Source organism: Actinoplanes lutulentus (genome assembly GCF_003259845.1).
Classification (GTDB): domain Bacteria; phylum Actinomycetota; class Actinomycetes; order Mycobacteriales; family Micromonosporaceae; genus Actinoplanes; species Actinoplanes lutulentus.
In genome coordinates this window covers 43448-62976 of record NZ_QLMJ01000030.1, presented here as the reverse complement: position 1 = coordinate 62976, position 19529 = coordinate 43448, and the positions used below count along the sequence as shown (strand labels likewise).

The 19529-nt window shown below is 67.4% G+C and carries 14 protein-coding genes; 3 read left to right on the top strand and 11 right to left on the bottom strand.

Annotated elements, in window-relative coordinates; all coding sequences use genetic code 11:
* Nucleotides 1-18: 18 nt before the first annotated feature.
* From B0I29_RS43110 to B0I29_RS43095, 4 genes are read right to left on the bottom strand one after another with little or no spacing between them, the layout of a single operon-like run.
* The gene (locus B0I29_RS43110; protein WP_111654970.1) at nucleotides 19-1113 is read right to left on the bottom strand and encodes a glycosyltransferase family 2 protein; all 1095 of its coding nucleotides are present in this window, start codon (nucleotides 1111-1113) and stop codon (nucleotides 19-21) included.
* A 10-nt stretch (nucleotides 1114-1123) separates the two neighbouring features.
* The gene (locus B0I29_RS43105; protein ID WP_111654969.1) at nucleotides 1124-2584 is read right to left on the bottom strand and encodes a lipopolysaccharide biosynthesis protein; all 1461 of its coding nucleotides are present in this window, start codon (nucleotides 2582-2584) and stop codon (nucleotides 1124-1126) included.
* Nucleotides 2584-3771: a glycosyltransferase gene (locus B0I29_RS43100; protein ID WP_111654968.1), complete on the bottom strand. Its 1188-nt coding sequence runs from the start codon at nucleotides 3769-3771 to the stop codon at nucleotides 2584-2586. Before B0I29_RS43100 ends, B0I29_RS43105 begins: the two co-directional genes overlap by 1 nt.
* A 19-nt stretch (nucleotides 3772-3790) precedes the next feature.
* Nucleotides 3791-7549: a DUF4082 domain-containing protein gene (locus B0I29_RS43095; RefSeq protein WP_220091588.1), complete on the bottom strand. Its 3759-nt coding sequence runs from the start codon at nucleotides 7547-7549 to the stop codon at nucleotides 3791-3793.
* Between B0I29_RS43095 and B0I29_RS46470 the strand changes: the two genes are divergently transcribed.
* Nucleotides 7539-7778 (top strand): hypothetical protein, encoded by a 240-nt coding sequence (locus B0I29_RS46470; protein ID WP_220091587.1) that lies wholly within the window; start codon nucleotides 7539-7541, stop codon nucleotides 7776-7778. The two genes, B0I29_RS43095 and B0I29_RS46470, sit on opposite strands and share 11 nt — an antisense overlap.
* Nucleotides 7779-7873: 95 nt before the next feature.
* Here the strand turns inward: B0I29_RS46470 and B0I29_RS43090 are convergent, their stop codons facing one another.
* From B0I29_RS43090 to B0I29_RS43075, 4 genes are all read right to left on the bottom strand, one after another.
* The gene (locus tag B0I29_RS43090) at nucleotides 7874-9250 is read right to left on the bottom strand and encodes an O-antigen ligase family protein (protein ID WP_111654966.1); all 1377 of its coding nucleotides are present in this window, start codon (nucleotides 9248-9250) and stop codon (nucleotides 7874-7876) included.
* On the bottom strand, nucleotides 9247-10257 hold the full coding sequence (locus B0I29_RS43085; RefSeq protein WP_146617092.1) for a GumC domain-containing protein: 1011 nt from the start codon (nucleotides 10255-10257) through the stop codon (nucleotides 9247-9249). Before B0I29_RS43085 ends, B0I29_RS43090 begins: the two co-directional genes overlap by 4 nt.
* Nucleotides 10258-10489: 232 nt before the next feature.
* Nucleotides 10490-12445 carry a DUF4082 domain-containing protein gene (locus B0I29_RS43080; RefSeq protein ID WP_111654964.1) on the bottom strand — a complete coding sequence of 652 codons (1956 nt, stop codon included), beginning with the start codon at nucleotides 12443-12445 and terminating at the stop codon, nucleotides 10490-10492.
* 204 nt (nucleotides 12446-12649) lie between these two features.
* A complete protein-coding gene (locus tag B0I29_RS43075; RefSeq protein ID WP_111654963.1) occupies nucleotides 12650-13684 on the bottom strand; it encodes a glycosyltransferase family 2 protein in 1035 nt (344 codons plus the stop codon).
* Between the two features lie 3 nt (nucleotides 13685-13687).
* Here B0I29_RS43075 and B0I29_RS43070 point away from each other — a divergent pair, with 3 nt between their 5' ends.
* Together B0I29_RS43070 and B0I29_RS43065 are read left to right on the top strand one after the other, a co-directional pair.
* Nucleotides 13688-14503 carry a WecB/TagA/CpsF family glycosyltransferase gene (locus tag B0I29_RS43070; protein WP_245973193.1) on the top strand — a complete coding sequence of 272 codons (816 nt, stop codon included), beginning with the start codon at nucleotides 13688-13690 and terminating at the stop codon, nucleotides 14501-14503.
* Nucleotides 14500-15483, top strand: coding sequence for a glycosyltransferase family 2 protein (locus tag B0I29_RS43065; RefSeq protein ID WP_111654961.1), 984 nt, complete (start codon nucleotides 14500-14502; stop codon nucleotides 15481-15483). The genes B0I29_RS43070 and B0I29_RS43065 overlap by 4 nt, the downstream gene beginning before the upstream one ends.
* A 679-nt stretch (nucleotides 15484-16162) precedes the next feature.
* Here the strand turns inward: B0I29_RS43065 and B0I29_RS43060 are convergent.
* The 3 genes from B0I29_RS43060 to rfbA all read right to left on the bottom strand — a co-directional run bounded on the left by B0I29_RS43060 (nucleotide 16163) and on the right by rfbA (nucleotide 19493).
* Entirely contained in the window at nucleotides 16163-17641 is a 1479-nt protein-coding gene (locus B0I29_RS43060) for a sugar transferase (RefSeq protein ID WP_375790579.1), read from the bottom strand.
* A gap of 347 nt (nucleotides 17642-17988) precedes the next feature.
* A complete protein-coding gene (locus tag B0I29_RS43055) occupies nucleotides 17989-18606 on the bottom strand; it encodes a dTDP-4-dehydrorhamnose 3,5-epimerase family protein (protein ID WP_111654960.1) in 618 nt (205 codons plus the stop codon).
* Complete coding sequence (gene rfbA / locus B0I29_RS43050; RefSeq protein WP_111654959.1) at nucleotides 18603-19493, bottom strand: glucose-1-phosphate thymidylyltransferase RfbA; 891 nt, start codon at nucleotides 19491-19493, stop codon at nucleotides 18603-18605. Before rfbA ends, B0I29_RS43055 begins: the two co-directional genes overlap by 4 nt.
* Between the last annotated feature and the right edge of the window lie 36 nt (nucleotides 19494-19529).

Genomic DNA, 19529 nt, shown 5'->3' with positions numbered 1-19529 from the left:
CGCGAGGGGCCCCCTTTTTCACACTCCCTGCCGGACCCACCTGCGGTACCGGGCGTCGTTACGCAACCGCCGGCTCACCACACCGGCCGCGAACGGCGGCATGTACGGCGCCAGCTTCGCGCCGACCTTGCGGCGGCGTACCAGCATCCGCCACTGCGGCAGCTGCTTCGTCTTCGCGTACGTCTCCAGCGCGAACGCCTCGTACTCGTCGATCGGCTCGTTGTCGGTGAGCCCTCGGTCGTACGCATGGCAGGCGCTCTCCAGAGCCTCCACCGCGAGCGACCGCAGCGCGGTCTCGTGCAGTTCCGCGGCCCGCGGCAGCTTTCCGCCCGGTCCCTCGAACAGCGCGTTGAACGCGGTCCGGCGTTCCCGCAGGTCGAGCAGGCGCCCGGAGCCGGCGTTCACGCTGAGGCTGCCGCCGTGCTCGCGGTGGAACGCCTGGTCGGCGCCGTCGATGCGGCCGACGTCGGAGACCGCGGCGGCCCGCATCCAGGCCTCCATGTCGCAGGCGTACCGCATCCGCGGGTCCCACGGGCCGACCTCGTCGTAGACGCTTCTGCGCACGATCGCCTCGGGCGTGGTGATGCAGTTGACGCCGAGGCGGGCCCGCTCGGCGATCCAGTCCTCACCGGACCAGATCGTCCAGGACTCCACGTCGGTACGCGGCTCGGGCGGCGTCTCGGAGTGGAAGTGCAGCGGGTGCCCGTAGACCAGGCCGACCTCGGGGTACTGCTGGAACAGCTGCACCGCGCGGCTCAGCGAGCCCGGGGTGAGCAGGTCGTCGGCGTCGAGGCGGACGACGAAGTCGCCGGTCACCCGGGCCAGCCCGTCGTTGAACGCCACACACGGACCGTGGTTCTCCGCGTTCGGCGCGTAGACCACCCGGGGGTCGGTGGCCGCCATGTTCCCGGCCACCAGCGGGGTGTCGTCGGTGGAGCAGTCGTCCACCACGATCACCTCGACGTCGACGCCCTCCTGGGCGAGGACGCTGCCGACGCTCTGCGGCAGGAAGTGGCCGTAGTTGTAGGTCGGGATGACGACCGAGACCTTCGCGTCGCGTAACGGTGCGGCCTGCGGAGCGGTCACTTTGACCCGCTCGGTCAGCTTTGCCATGTCTCCTCGATCAGATCGTCGGTTGCAGTGCGGGTTCCGGCGCCGGGATCTCGTCCTGGCCGCCGCGGGACTGCAGTTCGGCGAGGCGGCGGCGCAGCCACCACGCCAGCGGGGCCACGAACACCACGCTGATGGCCAGGCCACCGAGAAGCAGCTGCAGGAACGGCTGATCGGTGAGGCGCAGGGCGAGAACACCGGCAGCAACTGCCGCCGGCACAGCCAGCAAGGGTACGAACAGACGGCCGCTCAGTGCGGTGAAGGACACGCCATGACGGCGCAGCAGCACGACATAGACCGGGAGCGTGACGACGGCCGAGACGGCGGCCTGAGCCCAACCGGCGCCGTGCAGGCCCCACTCCTTGACGCCGTACCAGACGGCCGGGAAGAGCACCGCGAGCCAGACGATCTGCACGATCAGCACGGCCCGGCTCGCACCGACCGCGATCAGGAACGTCGCCATCAGGTCGAACAGCACCCGCAGCGCGCCGAAGATGGCGAGGCCGGCGAGCGCCTGCGCCGAGGCCGACCAGCGTTCGCCGTAGAGCAGCGGCACCACGACCGACGCCAGACCGGACAGCCCGATCCCGACCAGCAGCGCGATCGCCCAGGTCAGCGAGGCCGCCGACACGAAGCCGTCGGCGCGCCGGCGCGGGTCGGACACGGTGGCGAACGCCGGAAGCGCGACCGATCGGATCGCCATGCCGAGCGCGCTCATCGGCCAGGTCGAGATGTTGAACGCCATCGTGTAGAAGCCGAGCATCAGCGCGCCGGCGGCGGTGCCGATGCTCAGGTGACCGACGTTCATCACCACCCAGGAGATGACGTTCGCGGCCGCCAGCGGCAGGCCGAACCGCAGCAGACCGGTCGCGATCGCCGGTTCGAAGCCGAACTTGGGGACGCTGCGGGTGAGCCGGAACTGCATGACCGTGACCAGCGCCTGCGACGCCACCCGGGAGATCGCCAGCGACATCGCGCCGAACCCGAGTGAGACCAGCCCGATCGTGACGACCGTGCTGACCACCAGGCTGGTGCCGTCCAGTGCCATCTGCGCGGACTGCCGGAACTCGCGCTGCATCATCGCGTACGGCACGACCGACAGACCACTGAGGATCAGCGTCAGCGACATGACCCGGATGACCGGAACCGCCGCGGGGCTGCCCATCGCCTCGGCGAGCGGACCGGCCAGCAGCGACATCCCGCCGGCCAGCAGCACGCCGGTGGCCAGCGACATCGTCGTGACCGTAGGTCCCCGGCCCTGCTCGCCGTGCCGGATGATGTCGGCCGCCATGCCGAGGTCGGCGAGGGCCATCACGATCGCCTGGATCGTGAGGGCGACCGCGAAGACGCCGAACTCCTCCGGCGCGAGCAGCCGCGCCAGCAGAATGCCGGTGGCCAGGCTGCCGACCCGGATCGCGACATTGTTCAGGGTGCTCCAGGCCAGTGCCCGTTTCACCGTTGATGCGTCTGCCATTACGACCGCCTGCCTTTGATGCGCTCGGTCGCCAGGTGCTTCTTGAAGTTGATCAGATGTGCGGTCGGGTGCGCCAGCGAACTGACGCGCTGGGCCAGGCTGAGCCGGTCCTTCATCGCCGCCTCGTAGATTTCCACCTGGCGGCGGCCCGCGGCGGCCAGACTGAACCGCTCGATCACCACCTGCCGGCCGTAATCGCCCAGCCCGGGCCAGTCCACCCGGTTCATGATCATGCTGGTCAGACCGGCCGCGACCCGCTCGGTGCCGTCCTTGCCGTCACCCAGGCCGTAGAAGCCCTGGTGCAGGAAGGTCGGCAGGGTGCCCGGGTTGAACGGCATCCAGAAGCCGCGCTCACCCTGCACCAGCAGCGGTTTCGCGAACGCCATGGCGCGCAACGCGGACGAGCCCATGCCGATCACCAGGTCGGCGGCCGTGTACGCGTCGGTCGGGTCCAGCATCTCGCCGACCAGAGTGACCCGCTCGGCGCCGGCTGACGCGTTCGCCGCGTCCGCCGCCGCCTGCAGCTCACCGCGGGCCGGTCCGTCGCCGACGATCAGCAGACGGACCCGCAGCGCGGGGTCGAGCCCGCCGGCCGCGCGGATCGCGGCCAGCAGGCCCTCCAGCTTCAGGTGCGCGTTGAGCCGGGACACCGACACCACCGCGACGTCGTCGTCGGCGAGGCCGAACCGGGCACGTGCTGCCCGGTTGTCGGCCACCGGCGCGTTGAGATCGGTGTCGATCGGCGGTTCGATCACGTACACCTGCGAGCGCAGGCCCCGTTCCTGTTCCGCGATCTCCTCGGTGCCGACCACCAGCGGCAGGTGCTTGGGCACCCAGGCCGGCACCTCCATGGACAGGACGGTGACCACGAGCGGCACACCACTGCGCAGGTAGGCGCCGTACGCCGCCTCCAGGCTCGGTGCCCACTCGTAGGCGTGCACCAGGTCGATCTCCCGCTCCCGCACCACGTCGGCGATCGCCGCCACGTTGCGGGGTGAGGGTGCTTCGCCCTTCGGTGGCGCGGCCACGAACTCGAGTCCGAGGCCGGCCACCATCGGGCACAGCTCACCCGGCGGCCCGTAGATCAAAACCTCGTGGCCGAGGGCGGCCACCTTGGCTGCGATCTCGATGGCGTTGATCTGGCTCCCGCCGATCTCCATCGTGTGCAGGCACGTCAGAATGCGCACCGGGTTCCTTTCGGGCTTCTCAGGCGCTGGGCTGGAACACGACGTCGACCCAGTAGTTGTGGTTCGCGCTGTTGCCGGGGAAGACCCCGCCGTGCGAGTCGTAGTGGTAGGCACCGCCACCGGCCGGCACGTGCAGAGGCGCCTTGTTCAGCGCGTCGCCCAGCTGCGCGCCGGTGACCGCGTACTGGCCGGCCGACGAGTAGTAGGACACCACGTAGGTGACGCCCGGAACGATCGACACCGGGGTGTCGAAGGTGACCGTCTGCCACCCGCTCGCAGTCTCGCTTGTCGATCCCTTGAATGCCAGCCGCTGCTGGGTATCCGACCGCCAGAGAGACACGCTGTGGGTGCCGGTGTTATTGGCTCCCTTGTAGAACTTCACGCCGTTGATCGAGCCGGCCACATCGGTGGTGAACTTGGTGCCCACCTCGATGCCGTCGTCGTCCGGCCAGTTCGCGTTCGCCGGGGTGTCGTCCGGGCCGAAGATGCTCAGCTCGGGCGCCGGGTTCGCGGTCGGCGAGGGACTGGCGCTCGGTGACGTGCTGACGCTGGGCGACACGCTGGTGCTGGGCTCGCCGACACCCTCCGGCGCGCTCGGCGACGTGCTCACGCTGGGCGAAACGCTGGGCGACGAGCTCGGCGAGTCACTCGGCGAAACGCTGACGCTGGGCGAAACGCTCGGTGAAGCACTGGCACTGGCGCTCGGGCTCGGGCTCGGGCTCGGCCCGACCGGCGTGGTGCCGCTCGGCTGGAACAGCGGGTCCACCCAGTAGTTCGGGCTCGACCAGCTGTCCTGCGGGAAGCCGCCACCGGAGCCGTACCGGTAGACGCCGTTGTCGCCGGCCGGTGCGGTCAGCACGCCGCTGACCCAGTTGGCGGTGAAGAAGCTGCCGGTGCTGGCATACCCGCCGTTCGGCGCGTAGTACGAGAGCACGTACTGGGTGCCGGCGGTCAGCGTGACCGGCGGGTTGAACGCCGCGGTCTGCCAGCCGGTGCTGTCGTTCTCGGTGAACTCGACAGTGGCGAGCGGCGAACCGCCCGACGACGCCCACAGGTGGCCGACGTGCTGGCCGGTGTTGCCGGTGCCCTTGTAGTACCGCATGCCGACCAGGTTGCCGCCGACCGACGGGGTGAACTTGACGCCCAGCTCGACCGGGTTGGGATCGTTGTTCGAGGTGTTCTGCGGAACCGCGTCGTCCTCGAAGAGCTTCACCACGGTGTTGCCGAACTCGGTGTTGAACGTCCAGGTGGCCGGCTCGTCCAGCGGGGTGCCGTTGGTGTCGGCGGCGGTCACGGTGGCCGTGTACGCCATCGACGGGTTCAGCGCCGCCGCGGGCTTGAAGGTGGCGGTCCGGGTGTCCTCGTCGTAGGCCACCGAACCCGTCACGGGCACGTTGTTCTCATCCGCCACAGCGAAGGTGATCTCGGCCGGGTCGACGTCCTTGGAGAAGACGGCCTTCGGCTTCACCGCGAGCGCGATGTCGGTCTGTCCCTCGGCGGGCACCGTCGTGGTGACCACCGGGGCGGCGTCGGCGCTGGCCAGGAACATGACGTCGACGTAGTAGTTGGCGTCGCCGTACGAGCCGTTCGGGAAGCCGCCGTCGTACTTGAACAGGCCGTTGCCGGTGCTGCCGGACCGGTTCGCCACCAGCGGCGACGCGACGATGTCGGAGGCACTGAAGGCGTACGCGTCGGTGGCGTAGTGGCCGTTGGGCGCGAAGTAGGAGGCCACGTACTGGCTGCCGGCGGTCACGTTGATCGCCTTGGCGAACTTGACGGTCTGCCAGCCGGACGCGGTCTCGTCCGCGAACGTGGCGGTGCCGAGCTTGTCACCGACGTTGTTCCACAGCGTGCCGGTGTGCGTACCGGTGTTGCCCTCGCCCTTGTAGAAGCGGATGCCGGTGATCCGGCCGTCCACCTCGGGCTTGAACCGCACACCGAGCTCGACCGCTCCGCCGTCGGAGTTTGTCGTGTTCACCGGGGTGCGCTTGCCGAAGATGGTGTGCGCGCCGGTGAGCACCAGGTGGCTCGGCGTGGACGCCTCACCGATGTTGTTGCTGTCGTCGACCGCCCGGGACAGCAGGGTCTGCGAGCCGACACCGGTGGTGTAGAAGGAGTACTCCCAGTTCGTGGTGCCGTCCGCGGGGTGCCAGGTCTGTCCGCCGTCGGTGGAGACCTCGACGCCGGCGACCTCGCCGCCCACGTCGGAAGCGGTGCCCTTCACGGTGACCTTGGCGCCGTTGGCCGCGGTGGTGCCGGCATCCGGCGAGGTGATCACGGCGGTCGGGGCGATCGCGTCGGTCGACGCGGTGCTGACCGTGATGCCGTCCACGGGGATGGTGGGCTGCACGCCCATGTCGGTGAAGAGGTTCACCGTGGCCTGCCGCATCGCGGGGTCGGCCGCCGCGCCGGTGCCGCCGTCGTGCCGCGCGTCCAGGCCCCACGCCCACTGCACGGTGCCGGCGCTGAAGACCTGCGCCCCGCTCGACGCCTTGTACAGCGTGATGTGGTGGGTGGTGGTGCCGGGCGTGACCGTGTTGCCGAAGTCGCGCAGGTATTCCGGGGTGTCACCGGTCGTCTCGGAGAGCCGGATCAGGCCTTCCGGACGGTAACCGTTGTCCAGGTCCTCGTTCGACTCGTACCCGATGGTGTGCGGCGCGAGCGTCGCGGTCTCGCCCTCGCCGAGACCGGCCACCGAGCTGTTGCGCCACAGGCGCATCTTGCCCTGCGCGGCCGGCACCTTGATCGCGAGGTCGGTGTAGTTGGAGACGTACATCGTGCCGATCAGCGAGTTCTCCGGCTTGCCGCCGTTCTTCGGCGGGGTGAACCGCGGGTCACGCCAGGTGCCGGTCCACTCCGCGTCCGGGTCCAGCATCGAGTTCGCCCAGGTCTCCTTGTAACAGACCAGGGTGCGGTAGGGCTTGCCCTCCGCGTCGACGCCGTTCTCCCAGCGGGTCTTCCAGTACACGTCGTTACCGGCGAAGAAGGCCAGGTTGGTGCCGGCGTCGCGGGCCGCTTCCACGTTGGCGCGCTGCGGGCCGGACCAGTACTCGTCGTGGCCGACCGACAGGAAGACGTCGTGGTTCTTCAGCAGGTTGCCGCGCACGTCGGTGTCGATGCCGCTGATGTAGGAGACGTCGTACCCGTTCTGCTCCATGAAGCGGATCATCGGGTACTCGTTGGAGAAGAGGAAGTCACGGCCGTTGTTGTCGCCGCGGGTGGCCCAGGGCCGGTTGTAGCTCAGCTTGTACGCCCGCCCGTGCGCGCCACCGGAGTAGAAGTCCGAGCCGCCGTACCGGTTGTACGCCTGCCACGTCGGGTCCGAGGTCTGGAACACCATGTTCGAGTGGCTGGAGTCGTCGCGCACGATGAAGGGGATGTGGCTGTCGCCGCCGGTGTCGTTACGGATCAGCCGGGCGATGTAGACGCCGGACACCGCGTTCTCCGGCACGTCCCAGCTCGCCGACACGCCCCAGGCGCCGCAGTCGAACGTCTCGGTGGCGTCGGTGAACGTGCAGTCGTCGTTCGAGTTGGCCGGCAGCGGGCTGACCGAGTCGACGGTGTCCCACTTGCGGGCGCCGTCGCCGTTGTAATAGCCCAGCCGGTAGATCTCGGCCGTGAACGCGGACGGCGACGCGACCTTGAAGTCGATGGTCTCGCCGGCCTGCACGCTCATCTCGGTGCCGTAGCCCTGGATGGTGGTGTCACCGACGCCGTAGATGTCCCACGTGCTCTGCGGTGTGCCCGTCTTCGAGTTCTCACACGCGATGACGTTCACCGGCGCCACGCACGGATCGGCGGCGGCCGCCGCCGAGGATGTCGCGACCGACAATGCCCCCAGCATGATCAACGCTGCGCCGATGGCTGCCGCCCGCTTTGGACGACGCCGGGTGAACATGCTGATGATGCCGCTCACGGCACCCCTCCCCCTGATTTACCAACCCTGCGTGGGACTCCTGATCGTCCTGACACGACAGGGCGAACGCGACGCTATCAGCGTCGACTAATACAAGAACCAGACGTAGATACGGGAGCGTGTCGTGGTTGGGACGACACCGCGTCAACCGTTCGGACAACGTCGATATTTGCTAACCGACAATAGTTACTTGTCGAACCATCTCGGCGTCGCCGTGCGTACCTTGCGGGCCGGATGGGTGAAGCGCCAGACCGCGCCACAGATGCCGATCAGGAACGGCAGCGTGGTCGCCCACGTGCTGAAACTGAACGAGTCGAAAGTGGCCGCCACCGCCATCGCGACCAGCTGGCAGGCGATGAGGATGGCACACAGATGCCGGTCCCGCTCCGAGTCGGAGCGCCGGTACGCGATGACGGACAGCGTGATCGCCGTGATGTGCAGCGCGGCCAGCACCGCCACACCGAACAGACCGTTGGTGATCGCGAACGCGAGCCACTGGTTGTCCAGGTACTGGTACTGCGGTGACACCCAGGTGCCGGTGCCCCGGCCGAACCACGGCCGCTGGTTGAAGTAGTAGCCGACCATCTCGTAACGGTCCGTGCGCGCCGTGATACTCGGGTCGTCGCCGGCACCCAGGAACATCGTGGAGATGGTGCTGACCAGGGCCGGTTTCACCACCACCAGGCCGGACAGCCCGATCACGCCGATCGCCAGCATGTTGAAGCGCAGCCGTTTGTTCCACACCGGGAAGAGAACCAGCAGCACGATCGCCAGGGCCACGAACCCGGTACGCGACGTGGTGGCCGGGATCGCGGCGGCGATGAGCACCGCGAAGGCCATGAACTTCTGCCGCTGCCGGGCCGTGTCGGAGAACCGCGCGTAGTGGATGGCGAACGGCAGGGCCACCGCCATCAGCGTGCTGAACTCGATGTAGTGGAACGTCGTGCTCGCCACCCGGACGCCGCCGCCGCGGATCTCGAGGCCGACGACCCAGCCCTTGGACTCCAGACCGGGCACCATCAGGTACTGCGTCAGGTCCAGGTAGAGGAACGCCTGCAGCAGGCCGATCACCGCGACGAACGTGCAGCAGTAGACGAACACCCGCAGCACACCGTCGAGACGTTCCCAGTTGGGGATGCCGTCGGCGGCGAGCAGGATCACGCCGACGAAGCCGATGAGCATCAGCATCCAGCGGTCGGCGGAGTTCGCCTCTATCACGGTGAGCCCGCGCAGCAGGCCGACCGAGTACGAGCCGAGAACCGAGAGCAGGAAGAGCAGTACCGCCCAGCGCAGCGGCTGCGGGCCCACCACGACGAGCCGCGGGTTGAGCCGGGCCGTGACCCACCAGACCGCCATCAGGAAGGCCACGATCATGGCGGGCCGGCCGAGGTCGGTCATGCCCGGAATGATGAGCTGCGCCGGAATCAAGGTCAGCAGGCAGATCATCAAGGAGAGCAGCGCCGGAGCGTCGATCCTCGCGAATCGCCGCCGGGTCACATAAGTCTGCGCACCGATCAGGTGTGGTTCGAGGTCCGCCGGGTGGTACCCGGTGGAGACACTCAACGCCGCCCGCTCTCCCGCGGGTCCTGACCATTGACGGACATACGGCGACCGTTGTTCCGCATGGGCAGGACGATGGTGGCGTCCGCCTCCGGGGCGGGACGGGTGATGATCGCGGTCTGCTCGCCCACCACGGGCGAGTCGTTGCCGGCCGGCTTCACCGCGGCACGCGCCGCCGGCTCGGCGGCCTTGACGTTGGTGATGACCTTGGGCGGCGTGTAACCGAGGTGCTGGTTGTCGACCGACGCGCCACCACGGGCGGGGCCGTCCGGCGTCGAGTTGCCGCCGCCACCCACGTTGCCCGAGCCGCCCTTGCGGCGGCGGATGATCGCGTCACCGGCGATGGTCAGCGCGATGCTGAGCAGGACGCCGACACCGGCCACGGCGACCAGGGCGCGCTTCACCTTGGAGTTCGACTCCTCGATGTTGTCGCCACGGTCGAGCCGGCGGGTCGTGATGAAGCTCTCCTCCTTGGCCCCGTACTCGGACTGGAGGCCCTTGATGTTGGTCTCCAGCATGTCGATCACCTGGGTGGAGGTTTCGGTGGCCTGCGTCTCGCTCTCACCGACGACCTCGATCGAGAGGATCGGTGACTGGTTGTCATAGGTGACGACCACGTTGTCGGACAAGCCCGACTTGTCCAGCTGCTCGAGGACGGTCTTGTCCTGCACGGTGAGCATCGCGGCCCGGCTCAGCGAGGTGAGACCCAGCTCCAGCCACGGATTCTTCGGACCGGTGTCCTTTTTCTTCTTTTCGCCCGGCTCGACCTCTTCCTCGGCCGCGGTGGGCGGAACGAGCTGAACGTACGAGGTGGCGATGTAGTCCGGTTTGACGGACTTACCGACCATGTACGCGGCGCCTACCGAGAGCAAAAGAAGCGGCGCGGCGATATACCAGCGCCTGAACAGAAGTTTGGCAAGATCCCAGAAGTCCACTGCTGCCCTTTGTGGTGATCGGGTGTGCGGCCACTGCTGCCCGGCACTGTTGGAGAACGGCTGGCGGGCGAACACGTGTTCATCTCACGCCGGCCACAGTCTTGCCCCTAGGGCTTGACCTTGGCAAGTGACTGAGAATCTCATGACGCCCGATGAAGAATGTCAGATACGGCGGCGGCGCGGCAGCCTACAAGCCGACAGTGGACGACCACCGTAACGGTCTCGATAAAGGACCGAATCGCCGATAATGCCTTGGACATGGCGATGGGCGGGACGCTTTTGCGCCCCGCCCATCGGACATTTCACATCAAGGTGTGATCTTGTAGATGTGGTACGAGTACTCCGCCGCGAACATATCCGTGATCGCACCGTCACTGATAGACACGGTCCGGTTCTCGAACAGCACCTCGGCGGTCGCGCCGGTCAGACCGGCGGGCATCTTCAGCTTCTGCGTACCGGTGCCGCCATCACGGCCAGGCATCGCGAAGATGTAGTACGAGCCGTCCTGCGCCTTGAGCATCGTGTCCAGCTGCGGGTTGAACTTCCAGTCGTACGACTGGCTGTTCAGCACCTTCGCGAGCGAGGTGATCCGCTTGTTGGTCTCGGTGACCGCCGGGCGAACAGCGTCACCGCACTTCTCCCGCAGCACGTGCTGCGAGACGCAGTCGCCGCCGAAGTTGTGGTTGAAGTAGATGATGCCCCGCGCCTCGTGGATCAGCGAGTTCATCACGGCGCCGGCGATCTGGTTGCCGTTGATCGTCGGTGCGTCGTTCTCGGTGAACGGGTGTCCGACCTCGATGAACGCGTAAACCGGCTGGCGCTTACCGTCGGTAGCGTCGAGCTGACGCATCCGGTCCATCGTCAGGCCGTAGTTGGCCGACCGGCGGCAGGTCTCCTCCGGCACGCCGAAGCCCTGACCCTCGGCCGGAGCGGTGCAGACGTGCGGGTCGGTGTACCAGTAGATGTCGTTGGAGACGACATCGGTGTACTTGTTCACGAAGTCCGCGGCCTGCTTGTCGTTCTGCCAGAACATGACGCCCTTGCCGTAGTTGGCGTAACGCAGCCGCCCGTCGTTCGGCAGGTCCGCCGACAGATCGGACATCACGTCGTACCCGCAGGAGTCCTTGGTCTTGCAGATGTCGCCCTGACCGGGCCAGTTGCCGGTCCACTCGCCGTTGCCCGGGCCGCCCCACATGTCAGCCTCGTCGGTGACGAGCCAGCCGACCGTCTCGCTGCCCAGCGTGGGTGACTTGTGCGAGATCATGGCGCGCATCCCGTTCTTGCGCACCACGTTCATGTCGGTGTTCTCGGTCATCTCGATGTAGGTGTTCAGGCCGACGGCCTTGTCCTTCGCCACATCGGAGTCGGCCTGGACGCTCTCGAACCAGACACCGAGCGGGAAAAAGCCGGCGTCACTGAAGTTGTACGACTTCGCCTGGGCGAACTTGTCGTAGTAACTCGGCCCGCCCTCCCACGGCACACGCGGCAGGTCCAGGTTGACCGCTTCGGCCGGCGGCACCGTGCCCGGCGTGGAGCTCGACGCGCTCGGCGACGGTGTCGCACTCCCGCTCGCACTCGCACTCGCGGAAGCGCTCGGTGACGCGGTGGTCGCACTGGGCGACGCGGCCGGGCTCTGCGTCGTGGGTTTCGCCGGGGTGCTCGTCTTCGGGTCCTGCTTGAAGACGACGTCCACCCAGTAGTTGCTGCCCTTGTAGTTGTCGGTGGGGAACGCTGAGCCACCGTACTTGTACACACCGCCACCGACAGTGGTGAGCGGGCCCGCCTTCGCGGTACGCGAGGTGAAGTAGTCCTCAGTGGCGCGGTACTTCGACGTCGTGTACGACACGACGTAGTCCTGGCCGGCCTGGAGCTGCACGGCCGGCGTCAGGGTGACCTGCTGCCAGCCCGAGCGCGACTCGCTCGCCGGCGCCGCGGTCGCGAGACGCTGACCGCTGGCGTTCCAGACGCTGACCCGGTGCGCGCTGTTGTCGTTGGTGACCTTCAGGAAGCGCACGGCACTGAGCTTGCCGGCCTTCGAAGACTTGAACTTCAGGCCGAGCTCGACCGGACGGTCGTCGCTGTCGACCGGTACGCCGGAGACATCCTCCGTCGCGAAGAAGGAGTAGCTGTCGGTACTGCCGCCGGTGACCGCGTATGCGGTCACGACCGTCGCGGCCGCGAGCATGCTGAATGCCGCGGCCACGGTGAAGACGAGTTTCCCCCGCCTGCGTCTCGCGTGCCGTCCGGCATGCGAGCGTGGCATCTCATCGATATTCACGCGGTTGTAAACCCCTCGGCAAGTGAACCCCTGCGCCCTTGGTCCCGTAACACGGGTGGGCCCTCCCCCACAGAAAAGCGACGCGGTTACTCAGCGTCGCCTGGCGACCATACCCATGTGATCACCGGGAACCATAGAAACTTAAGGCTCCCTTGAAAAAATTTGCCATTTGTTGGTCGCGGATAGTAATCAATGCAGCTGGTTTGCCCGATCCTCGACCGGTTGGCGCTGCCCGGGAACCTTAACCGCCACTGTCGCAGGAGTTGTCCGGCCCCATCCGGAACGCACATCCCAGGTCTTCGATCGCCGCTTGCGCTCGGCCAGCAGGATGATCGACACGTAGACCACAGCGGACGGAAGCAGCCACGGCGCCTTCAGCAACACGTCGCGTAGCCACGAGGTAGCACTCGGTCCGGCAACCGGGTCCGGTGAGAACCCCGGCGTCGCCTCGACGTAGCGCCAGAACTCGGCGTTGCCGTCCCGGGCACGCGCGACCCGGCGGATCAGATCCCCGGCGGTACGCGGTGCCATCACCCGTACCGTCGCTCCGACCTCGACCTTCTCGGCCGCCGGAACCGACGCGTCGAGGAACATGTCGTCCGCGGTGATCTCCGGGAAGCTGGCGAACCGCGACCGGGCCTCCCGGGAGACCGCGACGACACCGCGGCCGAAGAGCCGGCCCTTGAAGACCGGCAGGCGCGCGTTGATCGCGTAGAAGGACCGCACCGGCCAGCTGCTCACCGAGGCGTCCACCACCGGGCGCGGCACCGCGGCGCCTACTCCCGGCTCTCGCACGGCTGCGGCCAGTAACCGGATCAGGCGCATGTCGGCCGGGACGTCAGCGTCCATGTAGACCACCACGTCACCGGTCGCGACCGGGTCTGCCGCGTTGAGAGCGGCCGTTTTGGACGGTGTCGGGATCTCGATCACCCGTACGCCGAACGAACGCGCCACGACGGCGGTCCGGTCGGTGCAACCGTTGGCGGCCACGATGATCTCTACATCGGGCCCAAAGTCAGAGGATTCGGTCAATGCACCCAACACGGTGCTAATGCCCGCTTCCTCATTGAAAGCTGGCATGATGACGCTGATTCGCACGCGATGATGCTTCCGTCGGGATTGGCCTGGAACAACCGGTCGAAAGGACGAGGGCCTATCGCACACCCGACAAGGTCCGCGACCATTCGTCTCTCTGTCCGCTATGCGCCCGACGGTAGGTTGCATGACGTGAAGGTGTCTCAGGAGACCTCGGAATCCCTTACGCAGCAACGGGATCCCGTGACGCTCGCAGGTGTCCAGTTTGACCCGATCTTGGAGAAAGAGGTAGTAGAAAAGGTACTCGGGGAGCTTTCCGCCGGACGCGGCGGCCAGATCATCACTCCCAATGTGGACATTTTGCATCGAGCGATGCGAAGCGAAGAGGCCCGCCGCCACATCGCGGTGTCGGAAATCACCGTCGCCGATGGCAAACCGCTCATTTGGGCCAGTCAGATCGCCGGAAACGCGCTCCCTGCCCGAGTTGCCGGATCCGATCTGATCTGGAGCCTCTCGGAGGCGATGGCCGGTGCTGGGCGATCCGTCTACCTTCTCGGTGGCGAGCCGGGCACTGCGGAGCGCGCCGAACAGGTTCTGCGCGAACGCTTCCCGTCCATCAAGCTGGCCGGCCACCTGAGCCCATCGTTCGGTTTCGACACTCGCAGCGACGAGTACGACGCGGTCTGTGACGAAGTGGTCGGTGCCAACCCCGACATGGTCTTCGTCGGCTTCGGATTCCCCAAGCAGGAGCGCGTCATCGAGCGCCTGCGCCCCCGCCTGCCGCAGACCTGGTTCATGGGTTGTGGCGCCGCCATCGGCTTCGTGGCCGGCGTGCACTCGCGCGCGCCCGAGTGGATGCAGAAAAGCGGTCTGGAGTGGGTGCACCGCCTGGCCGGTGAGCCGCGCCGCCTGGTGCGCCGCTACCTGATCGACGACGCGCCGTTCGCCCTGCGCCTGCTCGGTTCCGCCGCGGCGAGCCGCTTGAAGAAGAAGGGTGACGCCCGGTGACCAATCCCGACGTCTCCGTAGTCATCGTGTCCTATAACACCAGTGAGCTCACCCGGCGCTGCCTGCGCCTGCTGCTGGACAGCCGCACCCCGGACGTCAGCTTCGACGTCACGGTCGTCGACAACGCCTCGCACGACGGTTCCGCCGACCACATCGCGGCCGCGTTCCCCGAGGTCCGCCTCGTCCGCCTGACCGAGAACGTCGGGTGGGGACGCGCTGTCAACCGGGGCGCCACGGCGAGTAACGGCAACTACCTGCTGCTGCTCAACCCGGACGCCGCACCGGTCGGCCACCCGGTCGCCGAGCTGTTCGAATTCGCGGCGAAAAACCCGGAGCACGGCATCTACACCGGCCGGACGCTGCACCCGGACGGCACCGACGACATGTACTCCTGCTGGGGCCTGCCGACGGTGTGGAGCAACGCCTGCTTCGCGACCGGCCTCTCCACGGTCTTCCCGACCAAGGCGTGGGCCAACCCGGAACTGCTGCCCGGTTACGACCGGCGCACGGTCCGTGAGGTCCCGGCCGTCTCCGGCTGCTCCATGCTGATCGAACGCGATCTGTTCAACCGCCTCGGCGGCTTCGACCCGATCTTCTTCCTCTACAGCGACGACATCGACCTCTGCACCCGGGCGGCCGCGCTCGGTGCCCGCCCGGTCGTCGTACCCGAGGCGTCCGTGATCCACGTCGGCGGCGCGTCCTCCAGCTCGGAGGGTCAGCGCATCAAGATCCTGCGCGGCAAGGCGACCTACGTCCGCCGCCACTGGTCCCGCCCGCGCGCCACCGCGGCGATCACCCTGATGAAGACCGGCGTGGCCTGGCGCGCTTTGGCGAAAGCCATCGTCGGCCGCGACCGCTCCCGAGGCGTCGACTGGCCGAAGGTCTGGCAGGAGCGCCACGCCTGGGCCGCCGGCTGGCCCGAGGTCGACGAGCCGCGCCCACCCCAGAGCGCCCTGACCCCGGCGAACTTCGCTTCCTGAGTCAGCTCTTTCGAGACGCGGCGGCCGCTGCCCGGCCTGCACCCCCGGGCGGCCGGCCGCCGTCTCTTTCCCACGCCCTCCCTCGGGTACGCCCCAACGACCGCAATCCCGCCAGCCACCAGCCCCCAATCCACGGGCGACCAAGCCGGCCACCGCCCCGGGCCCGGCTTAACGTCACGGCGGCCATAGGTGACAGCCGACCGCCGTGACGTTAAGCCGACGACCCCGAAAGCAGCCCGGCTGTCGCTCACGGCTGCCAGCTGTCGTCTGTGGCGACCGTGACGTTAAGCCGGGATCGCTTCGCGGGCCGGCGCCGGGTCGTGGCGGGCCCAGGCCGTAACGCCATCAGATCGCGCCCGGCAGGGCCCACCCCACTGCGTGTCGACTTCGGGTCCAATCCGCACCCCAAATCGACACACACGCGGGGAGTCGGGCGCCCGTGTCGAACTGAGGTCCCATGCACGCCTTGCGTCGGCACTGGGTGGGTGTGGGGTGACCGGGGATGGCCCGGCGGCGGAGTTGGGGTGGGCTGTGGGTGGGGGTGCAGCGGGCGCCGGCGGGCGCGTAGCGGCCGGGACGGCGCGGTGGGGTCGCGCGGGACTCTCGGGGGCGCGTCGGCTGCGGTTGTGGGGCCCGGTTACGCGTACCCAAGAGGGGAGCGTGAGGGGCGCGCCTGGATTTAGTAGGCGCCTGAGCTGCGGACGACCGCGCTGACCGTGCGGGCGAGGATGGCCAGGTCCATGGAGAGGGACCAGTTCTCGACGTAGGTGAGGTCGAGGCGGATCGATTCTTCCCAGGAGAGGTCGGAGCGGCCGGAGACCTGCCAGAGGCCGGTGAGGCCGGGTTTGACCACCAAGCGGCGGAGCATGTCGGCGGGGTAGCCGGCTACTTCCTTCTCCAGTGGCGGGCGGGGGCCGACCAGGGACATGTCGCCCTTGAGGACGTTCATGAGCTGCGGGAGTTCGTCCAGGGAGTATTTGCGCAGGATCGCGCCGACCGGGGTGATGCGCGGGTCGTTGCGCATCTTGAAGAGCTCGCCGTCGGTCTCGTTCTGTTCCTGCAGTTCCTGGAGGCGCTGTTCGGCATTGACGACCATGGTGCGGAATTTGTAGAGCACGAACGGGAGGCCGTCCTTGCCGACGCGTTCCTGGCGGAAGATGACCGGGCCTTCGCCGCCCTTGCCGAAACGGACCAGCAGCGAGAGCACCAGCAGCGCCGGCGACATGATCGTGAGCAGCAGGAACGCGCCGATCCGGTCGAAGGCGGACTTGACCCAGCGGCCGCTGCCCTTCAGTTTCGGGTGCTCGACGTGCAGCATCGGCAGGCCGTCGACGGGGCGGATCGTGGTGCGGTCGCCGGCGACGTCGACCAGGGTGCTCGCGACGATCAGGTCGATCTCGTCGCGTTCGAGCTGCCAGGCGAGGCGGCGCAGGGCGGGACCGTCGATCTCCGGGCAGGAGAGGACGACAACGGTGTCCGCGTCGGAGCGGGTGACCGCGAGCGCGACGCCGTCGAAAGTGCCGTAGATCGGCGGCATTCCCTCGACGAAACGGCTACGGGTGACGCCCGGCGGAAGGCACGCGCCGATCACGCCGAGGCCGTGGTAACGCTCGCGGCGAAGGCGGCGCGCCATGTCGGCGACAGCGCGTTCGTGACCGACCAGAATGACGCGGTGCAGGCGTTCGCCGCGGGCCCAGGAACGGTGGAGCATCTGCCGGAAGATGTACCGCGCGAAGATATCGACCGCGATCGCGAGCGGGATCACGATAATCACGTATCCGCGCGAGAAACGAAGGTCGAACGAGAAGGAAACTATGGCTATACCGGCGGTGAGCGCCAATCCGGAACGGAAGACGCGGGCGTATTCGTCGGTGCCGACGAATAGGTGACGCGGCTCATAGGCCCGGTTCACCGCGAGGCATGCGATCCACGCCAGCGGCAAAACCGCGGTGAGGAGCAGATAGTCGCGCATGTATGACTCGGTGCCGGTCGAACCGAAACGCAGAACGAGCGCCCAGGACGCGGCACAGAGGCCGACAACCAGGTCGATGAGGTAGAGCCGCTTCGCGTACCGGCTCTGCCAGCTGGTACGAGCCTCGGACGCGCGTGGTCGGGAATTGAGCTGCCTGGCCGCCTCAGCGAGATCGATAGTCTCCACTGATTCGATTGTTTGCACGCTCATGCCCCCGTATCGACTGTGATCAACCTTACGTCCGTTTTCTCCTGGCATGACAGAAATACCGGAGATTCGGACATCCGACTGAAATCTTCCCTGGGCGGAAACCCACGAGACACACCAGACAGACTGCTGACCGGCGCTCGATCGCGCTACATCTTTCCGTTCGACGAGAATGCCGGATCGGATGAGGGTGGAACTCATAGCGGTGCAACGCGTCCGAATCGGACGATCCACATCTCTCGTACTGGATCATCCCACATCGCCTCCGAAAACCGCCCTCGGGGGCTATCGCTAGCACCCCCGCGGACGGGCGGTCAATCGGCCACTTAGGACGTTCGGCTGTAGTGATTCCGACGCAGGGTTTCGACGTGGTCAACGCACTCGTGATATTGGGGCAAAAGCCCCTTATCCCGGGCCTCCGCGAGCGACGGCGCCTGCGCGTCCTTCGGTGACAGGAGAGGTGTTTCCGCAGGCCAGACGATTCCCAGCTCGGGATCGAGCGGGTCGATGCCGTGCTCACGGCCCGGCTGGTACTCGCTGGAGCAGAGGTACGTCACCGTGGCGCCCTCGGTCAGCGCGCAGAAGCCGTGACCGAGCCCCTCGGAGAGATAAACGGCCTTGCGATCCTCGTCGTCGAGACGGACCGCCTCCCAGGAACCGAACGTGGGCGAGCCCACACGGATGTCGACGATGACGTCGAGCACTGCGCCTTTGACGCAGGTCACATACTTCGCCTGACCCGGCGGGACGTCGGCGAAGTGGATGCCCCGCACCACGTCACGCGCAGAGATCGAAAGGTTGCCCTGAGCAAGATCGAGCGGGTGGCCGATCGCCGCGGCCAGGTGGTCGAAGCGGTACCACTCCAGGAACGCGCCACGGGCGTCGCCGTGCTGGACGGGCGTCACCTCGTACGCGCCCTCGATGGTCAGCGGACGGATCTTCACAGCAGTCCCCCCTGCTCCAGACGACCCTGCTCAAGCAGGCGGATCAGGTATTGACCGTAACCGCTCTTGAGCAGCGGTTCCGCCAGCTCACGCAGCTTGTCGTCGGAGAGGAAGCCGAGCCGCCAGGCCGCCTCCTCGACGCAGCCGATCTTGAAGCCCTGGCGCTCCTCGATGACCCGCACGTACTCCGAGGCCTGGACCATCGACTGGAACGTGCCGGTGTCGAGCCAGGCCGTCCCGCGGTCCAGCACAGTCACGTCGAGCCGGCCCTGCCGCAGGTACTCCTCGTTCACCGCGGTGATCTCCAGCTCGCCCCGCGCGCTGGGCTTCAGGTTCGCGGCGATCTCGACCACGTCCGCGTCGTAGAAGTAGAGGCCGGGCACCACGTACGTCGACTTGGGCTTCTCCGGCTTCTCCTCGATCGAGAGCACCTTGCCGGTCTCGTCGAACTCGACAACGCCGTACCGCTCCGGGTCGGCCACCGGGTACGCGAACACGCGCCCACCGTCGGGCTGGCCGAACTTGGCGAGCTGCCGCCCGAGCCCGACCCCGTGGAAGATGTTGTCGCCGAGGATCAGGGCGACCGGCTCGTCACCGATGAAGTCGGCCCCGATGCGGAACGCCTGGGCGATTCCGTCCGGCTTGGGCTGCTGCGCGTAGGTCAGGGAGAGCCCGAACTGGCTTCCGTCACCGAGCAGTCGCTCAAAGTGAGGCTGATCCTCCGGTGTCGTGATGACGAGGATCTCCTGGATCCCCGCCGATACCAGAGTAGTCAGCGGATAGTAAATCATCGGTTTGTCGAAGATGGGCATAAGCTGTTTGGACATGGCCTTGGTAATCGGCCAGAGACGGGAGCCCGTCCCTCCGGCCAGCAAAATTCCGCGCACCGGAGAACCCTAAACAGTGGGTGCCAGCGTCTACAC

Bases quoted from the DNA above. Each gene is read 5' to 3' on its own strand.
- B0I29_RS43105 (WP_111654969.1), bottom strand. From the start codon at position 2,584: ATGGCAGACGCATCAACGGTGAAACGGGCACTGGCCTGGAGCACCCTG.
- B0I29_RS46470 (WP_220091587.1), top strand. From the start codon at position 7,539: ATGACGTTCACCGGCGCCACGCACGGATCGGCGGCGGCCGCCGCCGAG.
- B0I29_RS43080 (WP_111654964.1), bottom strand. From the start codon at position 12,445: ATGCCACGCTCGCATGCCGGACGGCACGCGAGACGCAGGCGGGGGAAA.
- B0I29_RS43110 (WP_111654970.1), bottom strand. From the start codon at position 1,113: ATGGCAAAGCTGACCGAGCGGGTCAAAGTGACCGCTCCGCAGGCCGCA.
- B0I29_RS43075 (WP_111654963.1), bottom strand. From the start codon at position 13,684: ATGCAACCTACCGTCGGGCGCATAGCGGACAGAGAGACGAATGGTCGC.